We start from the raw sequence: 21,447 nt of genomic DNA, 5'->3' as shown, positions 1-21,447 counted from the left end.
CTTCCCGCCCACTATGGGTGGGATTCAGTCGTATTTGCGCGACTTCGCCGCAGAGCTGGCTCGGCGGGAGGGGCCGGATTCGCTCGTCGTGTTCGCGTCCGTGCAGGATGCGTTAACGGCCGGCGAGTGGGACCAAACCGTGCCCTACACCGTGGTGCGTTGGCCTCACCGGGTTATGCTGCCGACCCCTGCGACTGTGCGTGAGCTCCAGCGGCTGGTCCGCCTGTACCACATTGACACGGTCTGGTTCGGTGCGGCCGCGCCTCTTGCACTGATGGGGGCGGCCGCCAAGCGCGCAGGGGCCTCAAACGTTGTCGCTTCCACGCACGGCCATGAGGCTGGGTGGGCGAAGCTGCCTGTCGGGCGCAGCATCCTGCGTGCGATCGGCCGCAGCACCGACGCCGTCACGTACATCTCGGACTACACGCTCCACCGCCTCCGCCCGGCGTTTGGTGACCATCCCCGCTTTGTGGCGCTGCCGTCGGGCGTGGACACCGAGTTCTTTCGGCCCGCTGCCGCGGCTGAGCGGGCGGCCACCCGCAAACGTCTCGGCGTTGGGGCCGATCCGCTGATCGTCTGCTCTTCGCGCCTCGTTGCCAGGAAGGGGCAGGACGCGCTGATTCGTGCGCTGCCGGAGGTGCGTCGGCAAGCGCGGAACGCCCGGCTGGTTATCGTTGGGTCCGGTCCTTACGAGCGGCGGCTTCGGGCGATCGCCGGGGACGGCGTCATCTTCATGGGTGCGGTGCCGCGCGAGCGCCTGCGAGACGTTGTGGCGGCCGCGGATGTTTTCGCTATGCCCGCGCGCACCCGTCTCGGCGGCTTGGACGTGGAGGGGTTGGGCATTGTGTACCTCGAGGCCCAGGCATGCGGCGTTCCTGTCGTCGCGGGACGATCGGGCGGAGCCCCGGAGACGGTGACTGCGGAGACCGGCATAGTCGTGGATGGCCACGACAGCGACGCGGTTGCCGAGGCCATTTCGCAGCTGCTTGCCGACGACCAACGGCGCACCCGCATGGGCCGCGCCGGTCGGGCGCACGTGGCGCAGCATTTCTCGTGGGAGGTGCTCGGGGCACGGCTGGCTGGACTATGCGGAGCTCAGGCAGAAGCGGACTAGACTGCCGTTTCATGGTTGCTCACTCACGGATGACCGTCGGTTTCGACATCGGCGGCACAAACGCCCGCGCTGCCGTAGTGGACCGGGACGGTGCGATCGTGGACTCTCTCAGCACCCGCACGCCGCACGACGCGGAGGGGCTGACGCAGATGATTGTGGAGATGGTGGGGGAGCTGCGGGCGCAGCACGATATCGGCGCGGTGGGGGTTGCTGTCGCCGGTTTCTTGGATCCGGCGTGTGAAGTCGTACGTTTCGCGCCCCACCTGGCGTGGCGCGATGACCAGCCGGTGCGCCGGGATCTTGAGGCGGCGCTCGGCTTACCCGTGCGGTTGGAGCACGACGCGAACTCTGCGGCGTGGGGTGAGTACCGCTACGGCGCTGGCCGTGACCTGGACACGTGGGTGTTTTTCGCGGTGGGCACCGGCATCGGCGCGACCCTCATGCACCGCGGGGAGATCTACCGGGGGGCGTTCGGTACCGCGCCCGAGTTCGGCCACATCACGGTCGTGCCAGGCGGGCGTGCGTGCTCATGCGGCAAGCAGGGGTGCCTGGAGAGGTACGCTTCCGGGACGTCGTTGGTGGATTGTGCGATCGATATCGCCACCAAGGGCAGTTTTAAAGATTCGGGGGTGTACCGAGCGGTTGTCGAGAAGCGTGCAAGCGGCCACGACATCATGGCGGCGGCGCGTGACGGCGACCAGCTGGGCCTCGCGGCACTGGAGAGTTTTTCCACGTGGCTCGGGCGTGGGCTGGCCATCGTCGCGGATGTACTCGACCCGGCACAAATTGTGCTCGGTGGTGGTGTGAGCGAGGATGCGGATCTGTTCCTCCTCAGCGCGCAGAGGTCCATGGAGGCAAACATCGTCGGGGCTGGTTACCGCCCACTGCCAGAGATCCTTTGCGCTGAGCTGGGATCGCGGGCGGGTATGATCGGGGTCGCTGATTTGGCCCGGGAACTGCTGTAGAAGGCGAGCAACGATGAACAACAAGTGGTACTCCCTGTTCAAAATTCTCCTCGGGCCGCCGCTGCTGGTGTGGAACCGCCCCACCATCGAGGGAGCGGAAAACATTCCGGAGCACGGAGCCGGGATCCTCGTCTCTAACCACCAGGCGGTATTGGACTCGTTCTACCTGCCGCTCCTCGTGCGCCGGCAGATTACGTTCCCGGCGAAAAAGGAGTATTTCACGACTCCCGGTTTGTCGGGCCGGGTGCAGAAGTTCTTCTTCTCCTCCGTTGGCCAAATTCCCGTGGACCGTGGGGCGAAAGATGCGGGTGACGCGCTGCAGTCTGCTGCCGAGAGCGTCCTGAGCAAGGGCGACCTTTTCGGCATCTACCCGGAGGGCACGCGCTCCCCGGACGGCCGCGTGTACAGGGGGCGAACCGGTGTCGCGCGCATCGCAATGCCGACGGGCGCTCCGGTCATGTTGATTGGCATGATCGGCTCCGGCAAGGCCAACCCGATTGGGACGAAGATTCCTCGGCCCGTCAAGGTGCGTATCAAGGTATCCGAGCCGATAGACCCACGAGCGTGGGCCGAGGAGCACGGGTACGACCCCGATTCGCGGGAAGTCATGCGCCCGTTCACGGACTATTGCATGCGCCGCTTGGCCGAGATGGTGGGGGAAGATTACGTCGACGTTTACGCCTCTGATGTGAAGAAAGCTTTGGAGGAGACGGGGGAGTACCCGGAGGAGGCACGCCCGTGAACAAACCCCTGATGATCCGCTTCGGCCTCGTTGCCGTCATCGTGGCACTGTACTTAGTTGCGTCGCAGGCGGGCTGGCACCCTAAGCTGGCCGGGCCGCTGGCCGTGCTCGCTGTCGCGGCTGTGATGTTTTGGCCCCGTCGCGGCGGGGGCCCGAAGGGGCCGTCGAGACGCGAGCTGCTGGACGACATCCGGGCGGAGCAGCGCAAATAGATGCGGTACTTCTACGACACAGAGTTCATAGAGGACGGCTCCACCATTGAACTCGTCTCCATCGGCATCGTCGCTGAGGACGGGCGGGAGTTTTACGCAGTGAGCACGGAATTCGACGCGTCCCGTGCCAACGAATGGGTGCGTGAGAACGTGCTGGACAAGCTTCCCCGTGCTTCCCACCCCGCCTGGAAGCCGTTGCGCCAGATCCGAGAAGAGGCGCACGCCTTTCTCACTGCAGGCCACGGCACACCGGAGCTGTGGGCGTGGGTCGGCGCCTACGACCACGTCGTGTTCGCACAACTGTGGGGCGACATGGCCGGCCTGCCGAAAGATTTGCCGCGCTACACCCGCGAGCTGAAGCAGTATTGGCAGATGGCGGGGCGGCCGCGGTTGCCTAAGGTGCCCGACGGCAACCACGACGCGCTCGTGGATGCTCGCCACAACCTGCGCAAATTCCGGGTGTGCGTCGAAGCGTTGCCTATCGACGCCTCCGGCAAAGTGTCCAAATAGTGAGACGCCGCCGTCACAATTTGGGAACTTGCAGGTGAAAACTGTTGTAGCGCGGGTGGAATCGTGCTACTACTAAATGGGTGAGTTGGACTATTGACATCCCCAAAGACGTACTGCCTGATCTGCCACCGCTGCCGGGTGACCTGAACGAGAAGTTCCAGGACGTCGTCGCCCGCGACGCGAAGCAGCAGCCGTCCTGGGATCCCGCGCAGGCGGAGTACGTACGCAAAATTCTCGAGTCGGTGCCTCCAGTTGTGCTCGCCCCCGAGGTGGAGCAGCTCAAATCACACTTGGCGGACGTCGCCAACGGCGAGGCGTTCATGCTGCAGGGTGGGGACTGCGCGGAGACCTTCGAGTCCAACACGGAACCCCACATCCGTGCCAACGTGCGCACTTTGTTGCAGATGGCGGCGGTGCTGACGTACGGCGCGTCCATGCCGGTGGTGAAGCTCGCCCGCATTGCAGGCCAATACGCCAAGCCACGATCTTCAGACCTGGACGGCAACGGGCTGCCCAACTACCGCGGCGACATTGTGAACGGTGTGGAGCCGACTGAGGAGTCCCGCCGCCACGACCCGGCCCGCATGGTTCGTGCCTACGCCAACTCGTCGGCTGCCATGAACCTCGTGCGCGCCCTGACGTCCTCCGGTACCGCGGACTTGCACCACATCAACGATTGGAACCGCGAGTTCGTCTCCAACTCCCCGGCAGGCGCCCGCTACGAGGCTCTCGGCCGAGAGATCTCGCGCTCCCTCGCGTTCATGGACGCCTGCGGTGTGCGCGACGATAACCTGCGCACCTCCCAGGTTTACGCTTCGCATGAGGCGCTGCTGGTGGATTACGAGCGTGCGATGCTGCGCTTGGCCACGGACTCCAGCGGAGAGACCAGGCTCTACGACCTTTCCGCGCACCAGCTCTGGATCGGCGAGCGCACCCGGGGTATCGATGACTTCCACGTCAACTTCGCCGCCATGATCTCCAACCCGATCGGCATCAAGCTCGGTCCGACCACTACGCCGGAGGAAGCTGTCGCCTACGCCGACAAGCTCGATCCGAACCGCGAGCCGGGACGTTTGACGATGGTTATCCGCATGGGCCAGGACAAGGTCCGCGAGGTGCTCCCCGGCATCGTCAAAGCCGTTGAGGCGTCCGGCCACAGGGTGGTCTGGCAGTCCGACCCGATGCACGGCAACACCTTCACCTCCTCGAACGGCTACAAAACCCGCCACTTCGACAAGATTCTGGACGAGGTGCAGGGCTTTTTCGAGGTCCACCGCGAGCTGGGCACCCACCCAGGTGGTATCCACATCGAGCTCACCGGTGAAAACGTCACCGAGTGCCTCGGCGGCGCCCAGGACATCACGGACGTGGACCTGCCCGGCCGCTACGAGTCTGCCTGCGACCCGCGCCTCAACACCGAGCAGGCCCTCGAGCTGTCGTTCCTCGTTGCTGAAATGCTCCGGTATTAAGTACCACTTCGAAGCGGCGCTGGCTATGCCGTCGCATGGTCGGCGCCTGCGTAGTCGGCGGGTGCGATCTCGCCCGGCGATTTATGCCCGCGGGACGATAATCTCTGGGATCTCGCCGTACATGCCGGAGCCGAACCACCAGGCCCCCAACCCCACTGCCACCACAACGACGATGACGACGACTGTGTAAAGGGCAACGCCGATTGCGGAGCGGTTCGATACCGGCTTGCCCGCGGGGCGTTGTGGGCGGGGCTGCGGTGCTGGTGCGGGTACGGGCGCAGGGCCACGGCCGGGCGCAGCTGCCGGCCACTGGCCCCGCGACGGGGTTGGCGCAGGCTGGGCAGGCCTCGCGGCGGCGGGAGAGACCCTGGTGGGGGCATCGTCGCCGGGGAAAAGGCGTTGCTGGGCCGCGCGCGCTGACCCAGCGCTGGCGGCGCTAGCGGTGGCCCCGGCCGCCAGACCAAAGTTGGTGGGGAACTCGGCAGCTCTGTGGGCGGCGGAGTTGCGCGGTACCGGCACGGTGTAAGCGGGCAGTCGTAGCTCGCGGGCGACATCGTCGAGTGCTGCGAGGAAATCCGATGCGTCGTGGAACCGGTCGCGGGGGTTGCGGGCGGTTGCGGTGGCCACCAATTCGTCGAAAAGCTTGGGCACACCAGCGATCAGCGAAGACGGCGCGGGAACATCAGCGCGCAACCGCGCGTAGGCGTGGGCGAGCGGGGTATCGCCGCTGAATGGGGTGCGGCCGGTGAGGAGCTCGAAAAGCACGATGCCGGCGGAATAGACGTCGGACGCAGCGGTGATCGGGCTACCGTCGACCTGCTCCGGCGACAGATAGGCCACGGTGCCCACAATCTGATCAGTGGACTGGGGTGTTTCCGCGGCGGCGCGCACCAAGCCGAAGTCGGACAGCTTGACGCGGCTGGACGCGTCGATGAGCACGTTGTCCGGCTTGATGTCGCGGTGCACCATCCCTTTTGCGTGGGCCACGGACAGGCCGGTGAGCATTCCCCGCATCACCGCCGCTGCAGCGTGAGGGGGCATGGGGCCGCGCTCGGCGAGCAGCTCACGGAGGGTGCCGCCTGTGATGAGCTCCATGATCAGAAAAACCTCCCCGCCAGAGGCAGAGAAGTCGTAGACGTTTACCAAATTCGGGTGGCTGAGCTGGGCCATCGCGCGCGCCTCGCGCCGGAACCGATCGCGGAAGACATCGTCGTGGACGAACTGTTCGTGCATCACTTTCGCCGCGACCTCACGGCCCAGCCTGGCGTCCACGCAGCGGTAGACGGTGGCCATGCCGCCGCGCGCGATCGGGCGGTCGACGACGTAGCGCCCGTCCAGCGTCGTGCCTGCACTTAAGCTTGCCATGGGCTCCAGAGTAGAATCGCCGACCGTGAGTGCACAAACACATCTCAAGCAATTGCTCAGCGGCGAAACCCTACTGTCTTTCCCCGATGTCGCGGAGGCCCTCGACGTCCCCGTGACCAAGGTGCACGATTACATCGGTGCGCAGAAGCTGGTGCATTGGGTCAAAAACGGCAAGAAGGTGATCCCGGAAAGCCTGCTCGGCGATGACGGCCTGAGCAAGTTCGTCTCCGGTGCTATTACCGTGCTCTACGACGGCGGCTTCAATGCGGAGGAGATCTTAACTTTCCTGTTTACGCCGGACGAGTCGCTGCCGGGGCGTCCTGTGGATGCTCTGCACGGCCAAAAGGCCCGTGAGGTAATTCGCCGCGCTCAGGCGATGGCATTCTAGGGGTATCCCTGAATAGCCACTCCACGGCAACAACAGCGGCGATCGTGGCGAGGGCGAGAAACCATGCGTCGTAAAGGCGGTGGTTGCCGCTGCCCTGAAACGCCAAGGCCACGACTATCGACGCACCTACGGTCACCTTCACCACCCAGGCCGGGGGGCGGAATGTGCCCGTCAGCGAAATGATCGAGGCGTAATACCACGGCAGCGTCACCGCATTGGTCGCGAATGCGACCGTGTAGGCGGCGGTGGTTCCCGCGATGGCGCGCCGCTCGTACGCTTCGCCCCGGCGGGGACGGAAGATCCACCACGCCGCAGCTAAGCCCGCAAGCATCAGCCCAGAAAAGATTGCGCGGGTCCACGCGAGGGCGGTGTTGTAGCGGAACGTGTCGTCGAAAAGCTGCAGCAACGGCGTGATCAGCTCGGCGGCGAGGGTGGGCCCGGCCAACGGATTGATCACCTTGGAATTGCCGGTGATTTCTGCAAGCCAGCCCCACGTGGTGCCAGAGACCCAGGTGACCACCTGAATCACCCCTACGTTGATAGTGAGCGCCCACGCGCCGCAGGCGGCGAGCGTGCCCACCTGGCCCGCAAGGGTGCTGCTGTGGCGCTTGACCATCAGCCAGACCACGAACGGTAGTGCCACGGCGGCGGTGGCTTTCAGCGACACAGCAAGCGCAATTAGGACGATGCCAGGGGTGCACCAGCGGCGCCGCAGGCAGGACAACAGCCCGGCGCTGACTAGCCCGACCATCACGGCCTCGTTATGCATCCCGCCGATAAGGTGCAACAACATGACGGGGTTGGCCACACCGAGCCACCATGCGAGCGCGGGACTGCCGCCGATTTGCGCTGCAATGCGCGGCACCGCCCACGCGATCAGTGCAAAACCGGCGAGTGCGATCATCCTGTAGACCACCAGGCCCGCGGTGACATTCTCGCCGACAAGCCAGGTCACCGCCTTGCCCAGGCCGAGGTGGAGTGGTCCGTACGGGGTGGTGGTGTTGCGCCAATCGTGGGAGACTTCCCACAGATACGGCCCCGGATTCACGGCCGCGCCTTCGGAATAAGGGTCGAATCCGTCGCGCAGCATTGCGCCCTGCATGAGGTAGGAATACACGTCTCGCGACAAGATCGGCGCGCTGAATGCGAGGGTGCCAGCCCACCAGATCACTGTGCGGCGCATCTCACCTGCAGTGGGGCGAGTTTTCCAGATGGCCACCCACGCGGCCACGAGGCCGACGATGCCCGCGGTAAGCAGCAGGTCCATCAGGCCTCGTCCGTGGCCGTACGACAAATGCTCCAGGCCCGCGGCGCGCAGCACGCCGCCACGGTAGCGGGTTGCGCCGGCGCCGTAGGAGCCGACCGCGATCATCGCGCAGGCAACCACGCCCAAGTTTTGCGGGCGCATCACATCCGCCGGTCGGTGGCTTTGCGGGCGAGCACGGTGAGCGCGTCCACGGTGGCGTCGTCGATGCCCGCGCCGTCGAGGTAGCCGAGACCCGATGCGGTGAGTTGTTGAATGCGCTGTTCAACCGCATCCTCGGCACCGCTTGAGCGGATGAGCTCTGCTAATCGACGGAGCTCCGCCTCCTCCTCAACCTGCCCAATGCCGGCCCGCAGTTCTTGTGCGCCGTCCGGGTGGGATTCCTCCAGCATCGCGAGCGCGGTGGCGAACAGTTCGGTGCGTTTGCCTTCCCGGAGGTCGTCGCCAGCCGGCTTGCCCGTCACGGCCGGGTCGCCGAACACTCCGAGCATGTCGTCTCGCAGCTGGAATGCGATGCCGATGTCACGGCCGTAGCCGCGGAACGCGTCGATAAGCTCGTCGCTTGCTCCCGCGATCGCCGCACCGAGGTGCAGGGGCCGTTCAATGGTGTAGGCGGCGGTTTTGTAGCGGTTGACGCGGTTAGACATTTCCACAGACTCGCTGCCCAGGCTTTCCAGCATGATGTCCAGCAGTTGCCCGCCGATGACTTCCGTACGCATGCCTACCCACGGTTCCGCCGCTCGCACGAGCGCCTCGGGGGAGACCCCCGAGTATCGCCACATGTCTTCTGCCCACGCAAGCGCGAGGTCGCCCAACAGGATCGCGGCGTTCGTGCCGTAGTCCTCGGCTGAGCCGTGCATGCCCTGCTCGCGATGCTCGGCCTCGAGCGCGCGATGCACTGTGGGGTTGCCCCGCCGGGTGTCGGAGGCGTCGATGATGTCGTCGTGCACGAGTGCGCACGCTTGGATGAGTTCCAGGGAGCTCATCGCACGCAATACCGCGTCCGGGTCCTCGGAGCCCGCAAGGCCGCCGGCGCCAACGAACCCCGCCCAACCGTACGTGGGGCGCATGCGCTTGCCGCCGCCCAGCACGAAGGCTCGCAGGTGGCGCACCGCGCCGGAAACTGGTTCGCCGATCTGCGCCACAGCGGCCTCACGCTTGGTAAAGAATGCAGTGAGGTCGCGCTCAACCTGCTGCGGAACTGCGTTGAGACCCAGATTCTTCACGGCCACCTTGTTTAGCTCCTTGCGCCTATTGGTCTGTCCCAGGTAACCCTACCCAGTGGAGCTATGCAGATCGAGGGCGAGGATAGCGAACGGCCGCCTGTCGCCTTCGTAGTAAAAGTGTCTCGCGACGTCCACGAAGCCGAACTTGCGGTACAAACTAAAAGCGTTGTTCGCCTCCCCGGCTACTTCCGGCGTGGACAACAGAGCCCAGCGAGCGGGCACACCCCGCAACAGTTCGGCGAGGAGGCGAGAGCCAATGCCGTCGCCTTGGCGGGAGGGGGAGACGTGCACCTCCGCAACCTCGAAATAGTTGTGGAGCATGGCCCTATCTATCTGAGAGAGCCCACCGTTTTCCTCCATCGCGCGGACAAGCTGGCGGTCCCACCAGCGCTCCCTCGTTCCCAGAAATCCGTAAGCGACGCCCACCACTTCATTCGCGTCTATTGCCGCTACAGCCGTAAATCCAGGAGAGCGCACTTCGCCCTTCCACACTCGGATGCGTTGAGGCCGCATCGACGGGGCGTATTCCATGGCCTCGATGTAAAGATCCACGAGCACGGGGACGAGCATGACGAACTCGGCGGGGGTGAGGCGCTGAATGGTTGGAGTCATAGCTTAATGGAAGCACTTGAACCGTGGCAGCGGGAAACTTTACATAAAAAGGATTCGAACACATGTTCATAGATTGTGCGGAGGTGTCGAACGGGTGTTTTAGGGTGGCCGCACGAGAACAGAACTTCACGGCGATCAGGAGGAACTGAGAATGGCAAGCGTGATGTCGGCGACGACTGGGGCGGTTTACGGGGCGGGAGCGCGGTCGGGCCGCGCAGAGCAATTCCTCAGCGCAGCAGAGGGGCTGATCTCCCAGGCACACGATGATTTTGAAGCCGGCCGGCACGATCTCGCCATGGAGAATGCTTACCGGGCCGCGCTTCGGGTGGCAGGCGCCCGCAATGCGGCTTCGTCCATCCTGCGCAAGAGAAAGCGCCTACCCACTAGCGCGTGGGACAAGCTCGCTCTCACCGGAGTGGATGGCGCCCGCTGGGCGAAGGTATTCCAGGCTTACTCTGCGCAGCGGGGGAGGGTCGCCTCCGGCATCGAGTCGGACCCGGGGGCCGAGGTAGTGCATCGACTGCTGGCTGATGCCGAGGATTTCTACGGTGCGACATTGGGCGGAGAGGAGCCTATCGCCGCGTAACTCCAGAATGGCGGGAGCGGGGAACAATCTGCGTAGGATGACCGTTATATGACTAATGTCAGTCCGCCATCGGTATCGGGAGAGTGAGCAGTGTCTCTATCTGAGCAGGAAATGCGGGCGTTGCGCGAAATTGAGCAATCGCTCTTCGCGGACGACCCTAAGTTCGGCAGCAGTGTGGTGCCCGATTCCGGCTTCGGTTCCTCACCTAAGACTGGGCAGCTCACCATGCGCAGCGTCGCGCTCATCGTTCTTGGGCTGGTGCTTCTCCTCGGCGGTGTGGCGCTTGCGAGTTGGAGCACGTGGACCGTCGTGCTCAGTATCATCGGCTTCGCGGTGATGTTGTTCGGCGGCATTATGGCGTTGCGTACTCCGGCCCAGTCCGCCTCCACATCCTCTCGTGCGGTGCGGCAATCGAAACCGCGTACACAGCGAGGCGCGAGCATGGAAGAGAGTTTTCGCCGACGCTTCGAAGACCGCCAGTAAGTAGACGGTTACTAGCACTTGACGCCTCCCCGGCACGGGGAGGCGTTTCTTATTGCCCGATTACATTTCCCCCACTTCTCCCCACCCGGCGCCAAATCGAACGCTGCCGCGGCGCCGCGGCGGGCATTCCGCGGTAAAAGCTGGGGTACGAGGGGCTCTATGTACGCGAAGTGAGTCAAGTGATAGCGCAGTACGGGCTGAGCCCCCACGGCAGATTGATGCCTCTGCCTGCGTAAATATGGGGCTATCAAGGGAAATTGGGTCAGAGTGTGGCGTTTGTGGGGAGAAGTGGGTTAAAGTGGGGCCCAGCGGAGTGATGTGGCGTGCATCTTGACTACGTGCACACCGCAGAACGAAGCCGAGAAAATTTCACAGCCAACGTCGGAAGGTGAAGGAAGGTAGGTCGCCGGATGTTTCTGGGAACCTACACTCCCAAGCTCGATGACAAAGGTCGTCTGACCCTGCCTGCGAAGTTCCGCGAGGACCTCGCAGACGGGTTGATGGTGACTAAGGGGCAGGATCACTCGCTGGCGGTGTACCCGCGCGACGAGTTCGCCGCACGCGCCCGAAAGGCCGCAGCGGCATCCCGCACCAACCCCAAGGCGCGCGCGTTCATCCGCAATCTGGCTGCCAGTGCAGATGAGCAGACGCTGGACGGGTCCGGTCGGATCACCCTGTCCCCGGCGCACCGCGAGTACGCAAACCTGTCTAAGGAATGCGTGGTCATCGGTTCGGTGGATTTTCTCGAGATCTGGGACCTCGAGTCCTGGAATAAGTATCAAGAAGAAACTGAAGCCGCGTTCTCCGCGGCGGATGACGACGACATTCTCTCCGGTCTGCTGTAGGGCTGACTACCCCGCAGCGGGCGACGATTACGGAGAGCGTGTACGGACTCTGTCCGGGGCGTGAAGCGTTCTGGTGTACTTCCCCGACATCAGAACAGCCGCCCCGGGCAGGGCTCTATGCGCTCCCCAAACTGCAGACCAACGACGCGAAAGTAAGGGACACGGAGGGCTCACCATGGCGAACTTCACGCTCGCTGATGACCCGCACGGGCACGTCCCCGTCATGCGCGATCGCATGGCCGAACTCCTCGCTCCCGCCGTTGAGCTCTTCGGAGAGAATGCAGTGCTTGTCGACGGCACGCTCGGCGCCGGCGGCCACACGGAGCACTTTCTCAGCGTATTTCCCCAGGTTCGCGTCATCGGTGTGGACCGGGATCCGAACGCGCTGCGCCAGGCGTCCGAACGTTTAGCGCCTTTCGCTGAGCGGTTTGTCGCCGTACAAGCGCGCTTCGACCACGTCGACGAAGCCATCGACAACGGGCAGGGCCCAATTTTTGACGCCGCCCGCAAGCATGGCATCGCTGGCGCACTGTTTGATCTCGGCGTGTCGTCGATGCAGCTCGACCAGGAGGAGAGGGGCTTTTCCTACAGGGGTGACGCCCCGCTGGACATGCGCATGGACCAGACCGCCGGCATCACTGCGGCCGAGGTATTGAACACCTACAGCCACGGGGACCTGGCCCGGATTCTCAAGACCTACGGCGACGAGCGCTTCGCGGGCAAGATCGCTTCGGCGGTTGTCGCCGAGCGCGAGCGCGAACCGTTCGACCGAGCGGCGCGATTGGTCGAGCTGCTCTACGCAACGATTCCTGCCGCAACCCGGCGCACGGGCGGCCATCCCGCAAAGCGCACCTTCCAAGCCCTGCGCATTGAGGTCAACCGCGAGCTCGAGGCAGTAGAGAACGTGGTGCCGGTCATCACTGACCTGCTCGGTGTGGGTGGGCGCGCGGTGTTCATGAGCTACCAGTCTTTGGAAGACAAGATTGTCAAGGCCGCGTTCGCGGATCTGACCTCATCGAAGACCCCGGCGGGACTGCCGATGGATCTCCCCGGCACCGAACCCGCCTTCCGCACCGTCACCCGGGGCGCGGAGAAGGCGCCAGAAGCGGAGATCGAGCGGAATCCGCGAGCAGCTCCCGTGAGGGTGCGCTGCATAGAAAAACTTCGCCCAACTACCTAACCCGCCCAACACCCTCTCAGCCCGACAAAGGACGGACACCATGGCCGCACGAGCAACGCGATCGGCAACGCTGACCCGCACCCCGCGCCGCAGCGAGCAGGGAGCAACCCGTGTGCACCCAGCGAGCACAGCGAACGCGGCGACCCCAGCGAACTCTGTGCGCACCATGCCGGGTGTCAAACCGCACGAGAGGCACCCGAAGTCCGGTGGTCGCTTGGGCTCCAACCAGGTCGTGTCCGTGCGCGGGCGACGGGTGGCCACCGCTCAAACTCGCACCAAATTCTCTTCCTTGTCCCAGATTGCGTTGCCGCTGCTTTTCGTGGGCATCGCGGCGGCGATGATCCTCTCCGGCGTTGCCACAACGCAAACCTTTACCATCCAGAAATTGCAGGCTAAGGAGCAGCAGCTGGCCAACGAGGTCGAATCCCTCAACCGGGACCTAGAGGATCGCCGATCCGCCGCTGCTTTAGCGCAGCGCGCGGACGCCATGGGGATGGTTCTGGCTGGCGAGCCGGGGGTGGTCGCGGTGGACGAGGCGGGTCACGCGCAGGAGCAGCGCCCGTACAACCCTGAGTCCGCCACCAAGCTCGTGGACGTCAATGGTGCCGGTCTGCCTGGCTCTCGCGCATCCTCCGACGAGAGGGCGACGAAGGATCTGGAAGATTCGCTCACCCAGCGCCCGGGTCGTTCAGCTCACGCCCCGCATGCGGCCAATCTGGCCCCGTACCAGGCCAGTGTTCCGGCACAGCCGTAGGCGGTGGCGTGGCGCACCGCCGTATCCCCAATGAGCGGGGCATGATGAACGGCGACATGCACGGTGGAATTTTGCACTTGGGAGAGGCGGATGAAGGAGGTGGGCAGTGAACGTGCCACGCAAGAGCGCTACCACGCAGAGGTCTCAGCAGCATGGCGAGCCAGCTAGGGGGCCACACACGGCTCCGGCTCCGCAGAAACAGATCACCGGCAAGCGGGCCTACTGGCTCGGCATTGCGTTTCTGGCAGTGGCGGCCCTGCTCATCGGCCGCCTTTTCTGGGTCCAAGTGATCATCGGCGATGACCTGCGCGAGCAGGCCAACGATCAGCGCAGTCGCACCTACGTCGACCGGGCACGCCGCGGTGAGATTGTGGACCGCGACGGCAACAAAATGGCCTACACGATGCAGGCACGCTCCTTGACTGTTTCGCCGGTGCAGCTGCGCAGTGAGCTGAAGGAGCAGCAGGAACTGCAAATGCGCGTAGACGGGCTGTCCAACGAAGATATTGCCGCCCAGGTGGATGCTCGCGTGGAAGATGTGCTGCGCACTATGGCGAACGAGATCCCCGGCATGATCGGCGACGGTGAGGTTGTCAGCGACACCCCCGCGAACACCGCGACCGCAGAGCCCACCACAAAGGTCGGACAGGTCAGCGCCAAGGAGATCTTGGACAAACTGCACGCCGATTCCAGTTATGAGGTCTTGGTGCGCAACGTCGATCCCGACGTCGCGGCCCGGGTGGCGGAGACATTCCACGGCATTGCCGCAGACCACCAGGACATTCGTCAGTACCCGAACGGCGCTGTGGGGGAGAACATCATCGGCAAGGTGTCTATGGACGGGCAGGGCCAGTTTGGCCTCGAGGCATCCAGGGACGCCGACCTCACCGGTATCGACGGGCGCTCGACGGAGGATGTCTCCGCGGGCGGACAATCCATTCCGGGTTCGCTCCGGGACGTGGTTCCCGCTGTCGGCGGCTCGCGTATCGAGCTGACGATCGATCTCGACCTGCAGACGTACGTGCAGCAGGCGCTGGAACAGGCCAAGGCCAACTCGCTGGCGAAAGAGGCCCAGGCCGTGGTACTCGACGCACACACCGGTGAGGTGCTGGCGATGGCCAACACCGATGCGATCAACCCGAACGGCGACATCGAGCAACAGATTAAGAAAGGGAAGGACTTCGAAAATCCCAGCGTCTCTCACCCGTTTGAGCCCGGCTCGGTGGCGAAAGTGATTACGGCTGCGGCGGCGATCGACCAAGGTCTGACGGATCCGTTTGAGGTCCACCAAGTGCCCGGCTCCATCGACATGGCGGGAATCACGGTCCGGGATGCGTGGGAGCACGGCGTGATGCCGTACACCACCGCCGGCATCTTCGGAAAGTCTTCCAACGTAGGTACGCTCCAACTGGCGCAACGGTTAGGGGAGGAACGCTACGCGGACTACCTCAACCGTTTCGGCATCGGTCAGAGCACAGGCATCGAGCTGCCGAACGAATCGTCCGGCTTGCTTCCGGTACTGGAGCAATGGTCCGGCGGCACCTTCGCGAATCTGCCTATTGGCCAGGGTATGAGCTGGACGGCGCTGCAGATGGCTAGCGTGTATCAAGCTCTAGCCAATGACGGGGAGCGTATCCAGCCGCGAATTATTGCGAGCATTACCGGCCCGGACGGGGAGCCGATCCCGCAGGAGGAGCCGGAGCACACCCGCGTTGTCAGCGAGCAGGCCGCGCGCACCACCGTGGACATGTTCCGCTCCGCATTCCAAGAGGACCCCGCGGGCATTAACAACGGCACCGCACAGGGCAACACCCTCGAGGGATATCAGTTCTCCGGCAAGACCGGCACCGCGCAGAAGGTCAACCCGGATACCGGCGCATACTCGCAGAGCGCCTACTGGATCACGTTTGCTGGGATCGCACCCGCCAACGATCCCCGATTCGTCGTGGCTGTCATGCTGGACGAGCCGCAGCGAGGCGTTCTCCACGGCGGCTCGGGCGGTCAATCCGCCGCCCCGGTGTTCAAACAGATTGCCGGTTGGCTGCTCAACCGCGAAAACGTGCCGCTGAGCCCGCCGGCTGAGCCGTACCGATTGCAGGGGGAATAGTGGGGAATAAGGAGGCTTACGCAATGACTACCGCGACTACGACGTTGCAGCACCTCGCCGAGATCGCGAACGCTCGCACCGTTAACCCGCCGAGCGCGCCCATGCCGGTGAGCTTTATCGGGCTCGATTCTTCCAACCTGGAACCCGGGGGGTTGTTCGCCGCCTTGCCAGGCACTCGGGTGCATGGCGCCACCTACGCTTTCGACTCTGCGGCTGGTGCAATTCTCACTGATGAAGCTGGGTTGGCCATCATCCAGCAGACTGTGGACCGCCGTCCGGTGCTGGTGGTAGAGGATGTCCGGGCAATTTTGGGCCGTGTGGCGGCGGAGGTGTATGGGCACCCGTCGCAAAGCTTTATGCTCTTGGGCATTACTGGCACCTCGGGCAAGACCACAACTACGTACCTGCTGGAGAAAGGGCTTAGTGCCGCCGGGTGCAAGGTGGGGCTGATCGGCACCACAGGCACGAAGATCATGGGCCGTGACGTTGCTACGGAGCTGACCACTCCTGAGGCTCCGATGCTGCAGCGGCTATTCGCCCAGATGCGAGATGAAGGGGTCACGCACGTGGTGATGGAGGTGTCGTCCCATGCGCTGATGTTGGGCCGGGTCGCCGGTGCAGATTTTGACATCGCCGGGTTTACGAACCTTTCGCAGGACCACTTGGACTTCCACCCGTCGATGGAAGACTACTTCCAGGCCAAGGCCCTCTTCTTTAGCCCGGAGAGCGAGCTGCGGGCGAAACGCAGCGTCATCTGTGTCGACGACGAGTGGGGTCTGCGCATGGCCGCCCTCGCCGCGGATCCGGTCACTGTCGGCACGACCACTGGGGCGGACATTACGGCGGAGCTGGTGAGCATCGACGACCAGGGGTCTCAACGCATCCGGCTCGACGCAGCCGACACGTACGAGTTCACCCTTCCCATGCCGGGTGCCTTTAACGTCGCAAACGCGGCCCTAGCCGCGGCGATGGCCCAGACCGCAGGCGTGGATCTGCGGGCGTTCCTCGGCGGGTTGGAGCAGGCCGCTGTCCCGGGGCGCATGGAGCGTATCGACGAAGGCCAGCCCTTCGTCGCCGTCGTGGACTACGCCCACAAACCCGCCGCGATCGGTGCGGTTCTGGCCACCTTGCGCGGCCAGGTCGAGGGGCGCATCGGTGTGGTTGTCGGTGCGGGCGGAGACCGCGACACATCCAAGCGCCCGCTGATGGGCGCTGAGGCCGCGCGTGGAGCGGACTTCGTCGTTGTTACCGACGACAACCCGCGTACGGAAGACCCGGCCTCGATCCGTGCCGCCGTGCTCCAGGGCGCGCGCGGGGCTGGAACGGACGCGACGATCGAGGAAGTTGGTCCCCGCGGCGAGGCCATTGATGCGGTCGTGGCGTGGGCGCAGCCGGGCGACGCCGTAATAGTGGTGGGCAAAGGCCATGAAGTCGGCCAGCTCGTGGGCACCCAAAAGCTGCACTTCGACGACCGTGAAGAGATGCGCAGGGCCATCAGAGAAAGGGGAGTGCGAGCATGATCGACATGACGTTGGCGCGCATCGCCGACATCACCGGCGGGCAGGTCAGCCCGGAGGCGGATCCGGACGCGCATGTGACCGGGTTTGTGGAGTTTGATTCCCGCAAGATCGGCCCCGGCGGGTTATTCATCGCGTTTCCGGGGGCGCGCGTGGACGGCCACGACTTCGTGGATAAGGCTGCCGAAGCCGGCGCGGTCGCCGCGCTGACTACTCGGGAGGTGGGCAGGCCGGCGGTGATCGTCGAGAAGCGTCCGCCGCGCGAAGGGGACAACTCGGACCTTGCCGTCAACGACCCAGACGGGTCTGCGGCGGGAGTGGTGGACGGGATGTCCAAGCTCGCCGCTGCAGTTGCCCGCGAGCTGACTGCGGAGCATGGGCTGACCATCGTCGGCGTGACCGGCTCGGCAGGCAAGACCTCAACAAAGGACCTGATTGCCGCGGTGCTGTCGCGCGCGGGCGAAACGGTCGCGCCACCCGGCAGCTTTAACAACGAGATTGGCCACCCGTACACGGTGATGCGCTGCACTGAAGACACCGACTTTCTCGTGGCCGAAATGTCCGCCCGCGGCATCGGACACATCGCCCACTTGGCCACCATTGCGCCGCCCACTATCGGTGTGGTGCTCAACGTCGGTTCCGCCCACATCGGAGAGTTCGGCTCCCGGTCAAACATCGCGAGGGCGAAGGGGGAGCTCGTGGAGGCGCTGCCGGACAGCGGCGTGGCCGTGCTCAACGCTGACGACGAGCTGGTGGCGGGCATGGCGTCTCGAACCCAAGCGCGGGTGGTGACCTTCTCTGAGACCGGCAACACTGCCGCCGACTACTACGCCACGGACGTGGAGCTCGACGCGGTAGCGCGCGCGTCGTTTACTATGCACACCCCAAAGGGCGAGCCACAGCGCGTCGAGCTCGGCGTCTTCGGTGCTCATCAGGTGGGCAACGCGCTCGCTGCAGCCGCCGTGGGAACTGAGCTGGGCATGGACGCGGAGACGGTTGCGCAGGCGCTGTCTAGTGCGCATTCCGTATCCGTCAACCGGATGGATGTGAACACGCGCGCCGACGGTGTCACCGTGATCAATGATGCCTACAACGCCAACCCGGAATCCATGCGAGCGGCTATCGCAGCGCTTGGCTACACCGCCGCAGCCCGCCCTGGCGTGCGATCGGTGGCGGTGCTCGGTGAGATGAGCGAGCTGGGCCAGGGTGCAGTAGAAGCACACGCCCTGCTCGCCGACGAACTGGCGCGATACCGGGTTACGCATCTCGTCGCCGTCGGCGAGTCGGAGGCTATGGCGGCGCTGAACGAACGCGCCGCGGATCACGGCATTCGCACCACGCCAGTTCCAGACACGGACGCGGCCACGCAGGCCGTGCGGGAACTCTTGGCGTCACCGCCCACCGGCGAGGACAATTGGCGTGACCGCGAGGACCGCGACGTAGTGCTGGTCAAAGCTTCCAACGCGGCCCGGCTGTGGGTAGTGGCAGAAGCGCTCTTGCAAGGGCATACGCTTAGGTAGAAACGCGACGTAGAGAAATAGCAAGGTACAGACTTCCATGGTTCAAGTTATCTGCGCCGGAATTATCAGCTTCCTGGTTTCGATCTTTCTCACCCCCACGCTGATCCGGTACTTCAACCGGCGGGCTATGGGGCAGGAGATCCGCGAGGACGGTCCGGCGTCCCACGCCCGGAAGCGCGGCACCCCGACGATGGGCGGGCTGGCCATCCTCGCCGGCATCACCATGGGGTACCTGGGTGGCAGCGTCGCCGCCTTGATCACCGGGCACTCCGCGTTCACCGCCACCGGCTTGATCGTGCTGTTTCTCACGCTCTCGCTCGGCCTCGTCGGCTTCGCAGATGACGGCATCAAACTGTTCATGCGCCGCAACCTCGGTCTGAACAAGACCGCGAAATTGATAGCACAGCTGGCGATCGCGCTGGTGTTCGGCGTGGTGCTCCTGCGGTTCCCGGACGAAAACGGGCTGACCCCCGGATCGCCGTTCTTAAGCTTTGTGCGGGACATGGAAACGATCAATCTCACGCTGGGCGGCGGGACGATCGGCACGATAATCTTCCTCATCTTCATCTACATCCTGCTCGCGGCGTGGTCGAACGCTGTGAACCTCACTGACGGCCTGGACGGCTTGGCCGCCGGCACTACCGCGCTGGTGATGGCCGCTTACGTGGCCATTACGTTTTGGCAGTTCCGGAACTCCTGCGACGCGGTCGCCGCTGCGGGCTGCTACAGCGTCAGAGACCCGCTGGATCTGGCAATCCTGGCGGCGTCCGGCTTTGGCGCGTGCGTGGGCTTTTTGTGGTGGAACGCCGCCCCGGCAAAGATCTTCATGGGCGACACCGGTTCGCTCGCACTCGGAGGCTTGGTGGCAGGGCTATCCGTCGGGTCGCGTACCGAGCTGCTGATGATCATCATCGGCGCACTGTTCGTCTTGGAGGCCGCCTCCGTGGTCATTCAGGTGGCGTCGTTCAAGTCCACCGGCAAGCGGGTATTCCGCATGGCGCCGTTCCATCACCACTTTGAAAACGGAGGCTGGCCCGAGACCGCAGTGGTCGTACGGTTCTGGATCATCTCCGCGATGGCAGTCATGCTGGGCTTGGCCGTCTTCTACGGAGAATGGCTGTCCCAGAACGGGGCAAGCCTGTGACGCGGCCAGCCATTCTATCCGGCCCGATACTCGTCGCCGGCGCGGGCGTATCCGGGCTAGGCACCGCCCGGCTGCTCGCAGCCGCCGGCGCCGCCTTCACCGTCGTCGACGACACCGAGGGCGGCCGCCTTCGTGCGGAGGCCCTGGGGTACGCCGCCTGCAGCGGCGCCGAGGCCCGCTCGCGCTTCCCCGAGGTTGACCTCTTAGTCACCTCCCCGGGGTGGCGTCCGGATACGCCGTTGCTTATCGACGCGATGGAGGCCGGCATCGAGGTCATCGGCGACGTGGAGCTGTGCTTCCGGCTCGACCGGGCCGGCGTGTTCGGCCCGCCGCGCACCTGGCTCGTAGTTACCGGCACGAACGGTAAAACGACCACGACCGGCATGCTCGCGCAGATGATGATTGCGGCGGGCGAAGACACAGGTCGGCGCGCCGGTGCGTGCGGCAACATCGGCGTCGCAGTGGGCGAGGCGATGCTCGCGCCTGAGCGCCTAGACGTGCTGGTCGCGGAGCTGTCCAGTTTCCAGCTGCACTGGTCATCGGAGCTGGTGCCGGACGCTGGCGTGCTGCTCAATCTCGCCGACGACCACATCGATTGGCACGGGAGCTTCGCCGATTACGCGGCTTCTAAAGCGAAGGTGCTCAACGCTGCCGTAGCGGTTGCCGGCATCGACGATGCTGAGGTGGCGCGCCTCGCCAGCGACACTGGCCGCGCGGACATTATCGGATTCACCCTCGGGGAACCCGCGGATGGGCAAGTCGGGGTGGTGGGCGGACGCATCGTCGCAAAGCTTGGCGGCGAAACCGTCGATGTTGTCAGTGCCGACGGCATTGAACCCGCGGGGGCGGCCGGGGTGCTCGACGCGCTCGCCGCCACTGCGGTGGCGCTGACCCAGGGGGCAACGCCGCAGCACATCCGGCACGCGCTGAGCGCATACGAGGTAGAGGGGCACCGCGGTGCGGTCGTGCACTCAGCAGGCGGGGTGGATTGGGTGGATAACTCGAAGGCCACCAACCCGCACGCCGCCGATTCCGCGCTCACGGGCGCGGGGAGCGTGGTGTGGGTGGCTGGCGGGCAGCTGAAGGGGGCCAGCGTCGACGCGGTGGTGAAGGCGCACGCACCGCAGTTCCGCGCGGTGGCTCTGCTGGGGGCCGACCGGGAACTCATCCGTCTGTCGCTGGCGCAGACCGCTCCGGACATCCCGGTGTTCGTCTCCGATTCAGACGATGCGGAGCAAGCGATGGACGAGGTGGTGAGCTGGGCGGCCGCGCAGGCACAACCAGGGGATACGGTGCTGTTGGCGCCAGCGGCGGCCAGCTTGGACATGTTTTCCGGAATGTCGGCGCGTGGCGACGCGTTTGCGGCCGCCGCAATGCGACACTGGCACCCGGACAACAAGTAAGCTCAACTAGAGGTTGAGGTTTTTCGCCGTTCCAATCGAAA

General features: G+C 64.8%; 20 protein-coding genes and 1 pseudogene. 17 read left to right on the top strand and 4 right to left on the bottom strand.

What is annotated here, in order from left to right:
- Positions 1-13: 13 nt before the first annotated feature.
- The 6 genes from HMA55_RS05065 to HMA55_RS05040 all read left to right on the top strand — a co-directional run bounded on the left by HMA55_RS05065 (position 14) and on the right by HMA55_RS05040 (position 5,012).
- Positions 14-1,114, top strand: a complete 1,101-nt coding sequence (locus tag HMA55_RS05065; protein WP_181191968.1) for a glycosyltransferase family 4 protein — start codon at positions 14-16, stop codon at positions 1,112-1,114.
- Positions 1,115-1,125: 11 nt separating this feature from the next.
- Entirely contained in the window at positions 1,126-2,079 is a 954-nt protein-coding gene (locus tag HMA55_RS05060; protein WP_181191967.1) for an ROK family protein, read from the top strand.
- Positions 2,080-2,092: 13 nt separating this feature from the next.
- Positions 2,093-2,821, top strand: a complete 729-nt coding sequence (locus tag HMA55_RS05055) for a lysophospholipid acyltransferase family protein (RefSeq protein WP_181191966.1) — start codon at positions 2,093-2,095, stop codon at positions 2,819-2,821.
- On the top strand, positions 2,818-3,033 hold the full coding sequence (locus HMA55_RS05050; protein WP_181191965.1) for a hypothetical protein: 216 nt from the start codon (positions 2,818-2,820) through the stop codon (positions 3,031-3,033). Before HMA55_RS05055 ends, HMA55_RS05050 begins: the two co-directional genes overlap by 4 nt.
- The gene (locus HMA55_RS05045) at positions 3,034-3,543 is read left to right on the top strand and encodes a polyadenylate-specific 3'-exoribonuclease AS (protein WP_181191964.1); all 510 of its coding nucleotides are present in this window, start codon (positions 3,034-3,036) and stop codon (positions 3,541-3,543) included.
- 80 nt (positions 3,544-3,623) lie between these two features.
- Positions 3,624-5,012, top strand: coding sequence for a class II 3-deoxy-7-phosphoheptulonate synthase (locus HMA55_RS05040; RefSeq protein ID WP_181191963.1), 1,389 nt, complete (start codon positions 3,624-3,626; stop codon positions 5,010-5,012).
- 96 nt (positions 5,013-5,108) lie between these two features.
- On the opposite strand, the pseudogene HMA55_RS11425 reads toward HMA55_RS05040, so the two are convergent.
- Positions 5,109-6,377: pseudogene (locus HMA55_RS11425) on the bottom strand (protein kinase domain-containing protein); the annotation flags it as partial.
- 25 nt (positions 6,378-6,402) lie between these two features.
- Between HMA55_RS11425 and HMA55_RS05030 the strand changes: the two are divergent.
- Positions 6,403-6,765 (top strand): Rv2175c family DNA-binding protein, encoded by a 363-nt coding sequence (locus HMA55_RS05030; protein ID WP_374680590.1) that lies wholly within the window; start codon positions 6,403-6,405, stop codon positions 6,763-6,765.
- Here the strand turns inward: HMA55_RS05030 and HMA55_RS05025 are convergent.
- Genes HMA55_RS05025 through HMA55_RS05015 form a run of 3 tightly spaced genes read right to left on the bottom strand, consistent with a single transcriptional unit; the run spans position 6,668 to position 9,867 of the window.
- Positions 6,668-8,173: an alpha-(1->6)-mannopyranosyltransferase A gene (locus tag HMA55_RS05025; protein ID WP_181191960.1), complete on the bottom strand. Its 1,506-nt coding sequence runs from the start codon at positions 8,171-8,173 to the stop codon at positions 6,668-6,670. The genes HMA55_RS05030 and HMA55_RS05025 overlap by 98 nt on opposite strands.
- Positions 8,173-9,261, bottom strand: coding sequence for a polyprenyl synthetase family protein (locus HMA55_RS05020; protein ID WP_181191959.1), 1,089 nt, complete (start codon positions 9,259-9,261; stop codon positions 8,173-8,175). Before HMA55_RS05020 ends, HMA55_RS05025 begins: the two co-directional genes overlap by 1 nt.
- Before the next feature lie 42 nt (positions 9,262-9,303).
- Complete coding sequence (locus tag HMA55_RS05015) at positions 9,304-9,867, bottom strand: GNAT family N-acetyltransferase (RefSeq protein ID WP_181191958.1); 564 nt, start codon at positions 9,865-9,867, stop codon at positions 9,304-9,306.
- Between the two features lie 151 nt (positions 9,868-10,018).
- Here HMA55_RS05015 and HMA55_RS05010 point away from each other — a divergent pair, with 151 nt between their 5' ends.
- The 10 genes from HMA55_RS05010 to murD all read left to right on the top strand — a co-directional run bounded on the left by HMA55_RS05010 (position 10,019) and on the right by murD (position 21,406).
- Entirely contained in the window at positions 10,019-10,453 is a 435-nt protein-coding gene (locus tag HMA55_RS05010) for an SAV_6107 family HEPN domain-containing protein (RefSeq protein WP_181191957.1), read from the top strand.
- 90 nt (positions 10,454-10,543) lie between these two features.
- On the top strand, positions 10,544-10,936 hold the full coding sequence (locus HMA55_RS05005) for a DUF3040 domain-containing protein (protein WP_181191956.1): 393 nt from the start codon (positions 10,544-10,546) through the stop codon (positions 10,934-10,936).
- Between the two features lie 410 nt (positions 10,937-11,346).
- The gene (gene mraZ / locus HMA55_RS05000) at positions 11,347-11,781 is read left to right on the top strand and encodes a division/cell wall cluster transcriptional repressor MraZ (protein WP_171192781.1); all 435 of its coding nucleotides are present in this window, start codon (positions 11,347-11,349) and stop codon (positions 11,779-11,781) included.
- A gap of 175 nt (positions 11,782-11,956) precedes the next feature.
- A complete protein-coding gene (gene rsmH, locus HMA55_RS04995; RefSeq protein WP_181191955.1) occupies positions 11,957-12,961 on the top strand; it encodes a 16S rRNA (cytosine(1402)-N(4))-methyltransferase RsmH in 1,005 nt (334 codons plus the stop codon).
- 40 nt (positions 12,962-13,001) lie between these two features.
- Complete coding sequence (locus tag HMA55_RS04990) at positions 13,002-13,715, top strand: hypothetical protein (protein WP_181191954.1); 714 nt, start codon at positions 13,002-13,004, stop codon at positions 13,713-13,715.
- Between the two features lie 106 nt (positions 13,716-13,821).
- On the top strand, positions 13,822-15,822 hold the full coding sequence (locus HMA55_RS04985) for a peptidoglycan D,D-transpeptidase FtsI family protein (protein WP_374680589.1): 2,001 nt from the start codon (positions 13,822-13,824) through the stop codon (positions 15,820-15,822).
- A gap of 23 nt (positions 15,823-15,845) precedes the next feature.
- Positions 15,846-17,342: a UDP-N-acetylmuramoyl-L-alanyl-D-glutamate--2,6-diaminopimelate ligase gene (locus tag HMA55_RS04980; RefSeq protein ID WP_181191953.1), complete on the top strand. Its 1,497-nt coding sequence runs from the start codon at positions 15,846-15,848 to the stop codon at positions 17,340-17,342.
- Positions 17,339-18,859, top strand: coding sequence for a UDP-N-acetylmuramoyl-tripeptide--D-alanyl-D-alanine ligase (locus HMA55_RS04975; RefSeq protein WP_181191952.1), 1,521 nt, complete (start codon positions 17,339-17,341; stop codon positions 18,857-18,859). The genes HMA55_RS04980 and HMA55_RS04975 overlap by 4 nt, the downstream gene beginning before the upstream one ends.
- Before the next feature lie 37 nt (positions 18,860-18,896).
- Complete coding sequence (gene mraY / locus HMA55_RS04970) at positions 18,897-20,003, top strand: phospho-N-acetylmuramoyl-pentapeptide-transferase (protein ID WP_181191951.1); 1,107 nt, start codon at positions 18,897-18,899, stop codon at positions 20,001-20,003.
- Positions 19,973-21,406: a UDP-N-acetylmuramoyl-L-alanine--D-glutamate ligase gene (gene murD / locus HMA55_RS04965; RefSeq protein ID WP_181191950.1), complete on the top strand. Its 1,434-nt coding sequence runs from the start codon at positions 19,973-19,975 to the stop codon at positions 21,404-21,406. Before mraY ends, murD begins: the two co-directional genes overlap by 31 nt.
- The last annotated feature ends 41 nt before the right edge of the window (positions 21,407-21,447 follow it).

Origin of the sequence: Corynebacterium wankanglinii (assembly GCF_013601005.1) — a bacterium.
Lineage (GTDB): Bacteria > Actinomycetota > Actinomycetes > Mycobacteriales > Mycobacteriaceae > Corynebacterium > Corynebacterium wankanglinii.
Note: the sequence above shows the minus strand (reverse complement) of the source record. Positions and strands in the feature narration are given on the sequence as shown.

What these genes read in the sequence shown, in the direction of transcription:
- HMA55_RS05065 (WP_181191968.1), top strand. Translation starts at nt 14, where the DNA reads ATGGGTGGGATTCAGTCGTATTTGCGCGACTTCGCCGCAGAGCTGGCT.
- HMA55_RS05015 (WP_181191958.1), bottom strand. Translation starts at nt 9,867, where the DNA reads ATGACTCCAACCATTCAGCGCCTCACCCCCGCCGAGTTCGTCATGCTC.
- rsmH (WP_181191955.1), top strand. Translation starts at nt 11,957, where the DNA reads ATGGCGAACTTCACGCTCGCTGATGACCCGCACGGGCACGTCCCCGTC.
- HMA55_RS05060 (WP_181191967.1), top strand. Translation starts at nt 1,126, where the DNA reads ATGGTTGCTCACTCACGGATGACCGTCGGTTTCGACATCGGCGGCACA.
- HMA55_RS05010 (WP_181191957.1), top strand. Translation starts at nt 10,019, where the DNA reads ATGGCAAGCGTGATGTCGGCGACGACTGGGGCGGTTTACGGGGCGGGA.
- HMA55_RS04980 (WP_181191953.1), top strand. Translation starts at nt 15,846, where the DNA reads ATGACTACCGCGACTACGACGTTGCAGCACCTCGCCGAGATCGCGAAC.
- HMA55_RS05045 (WP_181191964.1), top strand. Translation starts at nt 3,034, where the DNA reads ATGCGGTACTTCTACGACACAGAGTTCATAGAGGACGGCTCCACCATT.
- mraZ (WP_171192781.1), top strand. Translation starts at nt 11,347, where the DNA reads ATGTTTCTGGGAACCTACACTCCCAAGCTCGATGACAAAGGTCGTCTG.
- mraY (WP_181191951.1), top strand. Translation starts at nt 18,897, where the DNA reads ATGGTTCAAGTTATCTGCGCCGGAATTATCAGCTTCCTGGTTTCGATC.
- HMA55_RS04990 (WP_181191954.1), top strand. Translation starts at nt 13,002, where the DNA reads ATGGCCGCACGAGCAACGCGATCGGCAACGCTGACCCGCACCCCGCGC.
- murD (WP_181191950.1), top strand. Translation starts at nt 19,973, where the DNA reads ATGGCTGTCCCAGAACGGGGCAAGCCTGTGACGCGGCCAGCCATTCTA.
- HMA55_RS05025 (WP_181191960.1), bottom strand. Translation starts at nt 8,173, where the DNA reads ATGCGCCCGCAAAACTTGGGCGTGGTTGCCTGCGCGATGATCGCGGTC.
- HMA55_RS05055 (WP_181191966.1), top strand. Translation starts at nt 2,093, where the DNA reads ATGAACAACAAGTGGTACTCCCTGTTCAAAATTCTCCTCGGGCCGCCG.
- HMA55_RS04975 (WP_181191952.1), top strand. Translation starts at nt 17,339, where the DNA reads ATGATCGACATGACGTTGGCGCGCATCGCCGACATCACCGGCGGGCAG.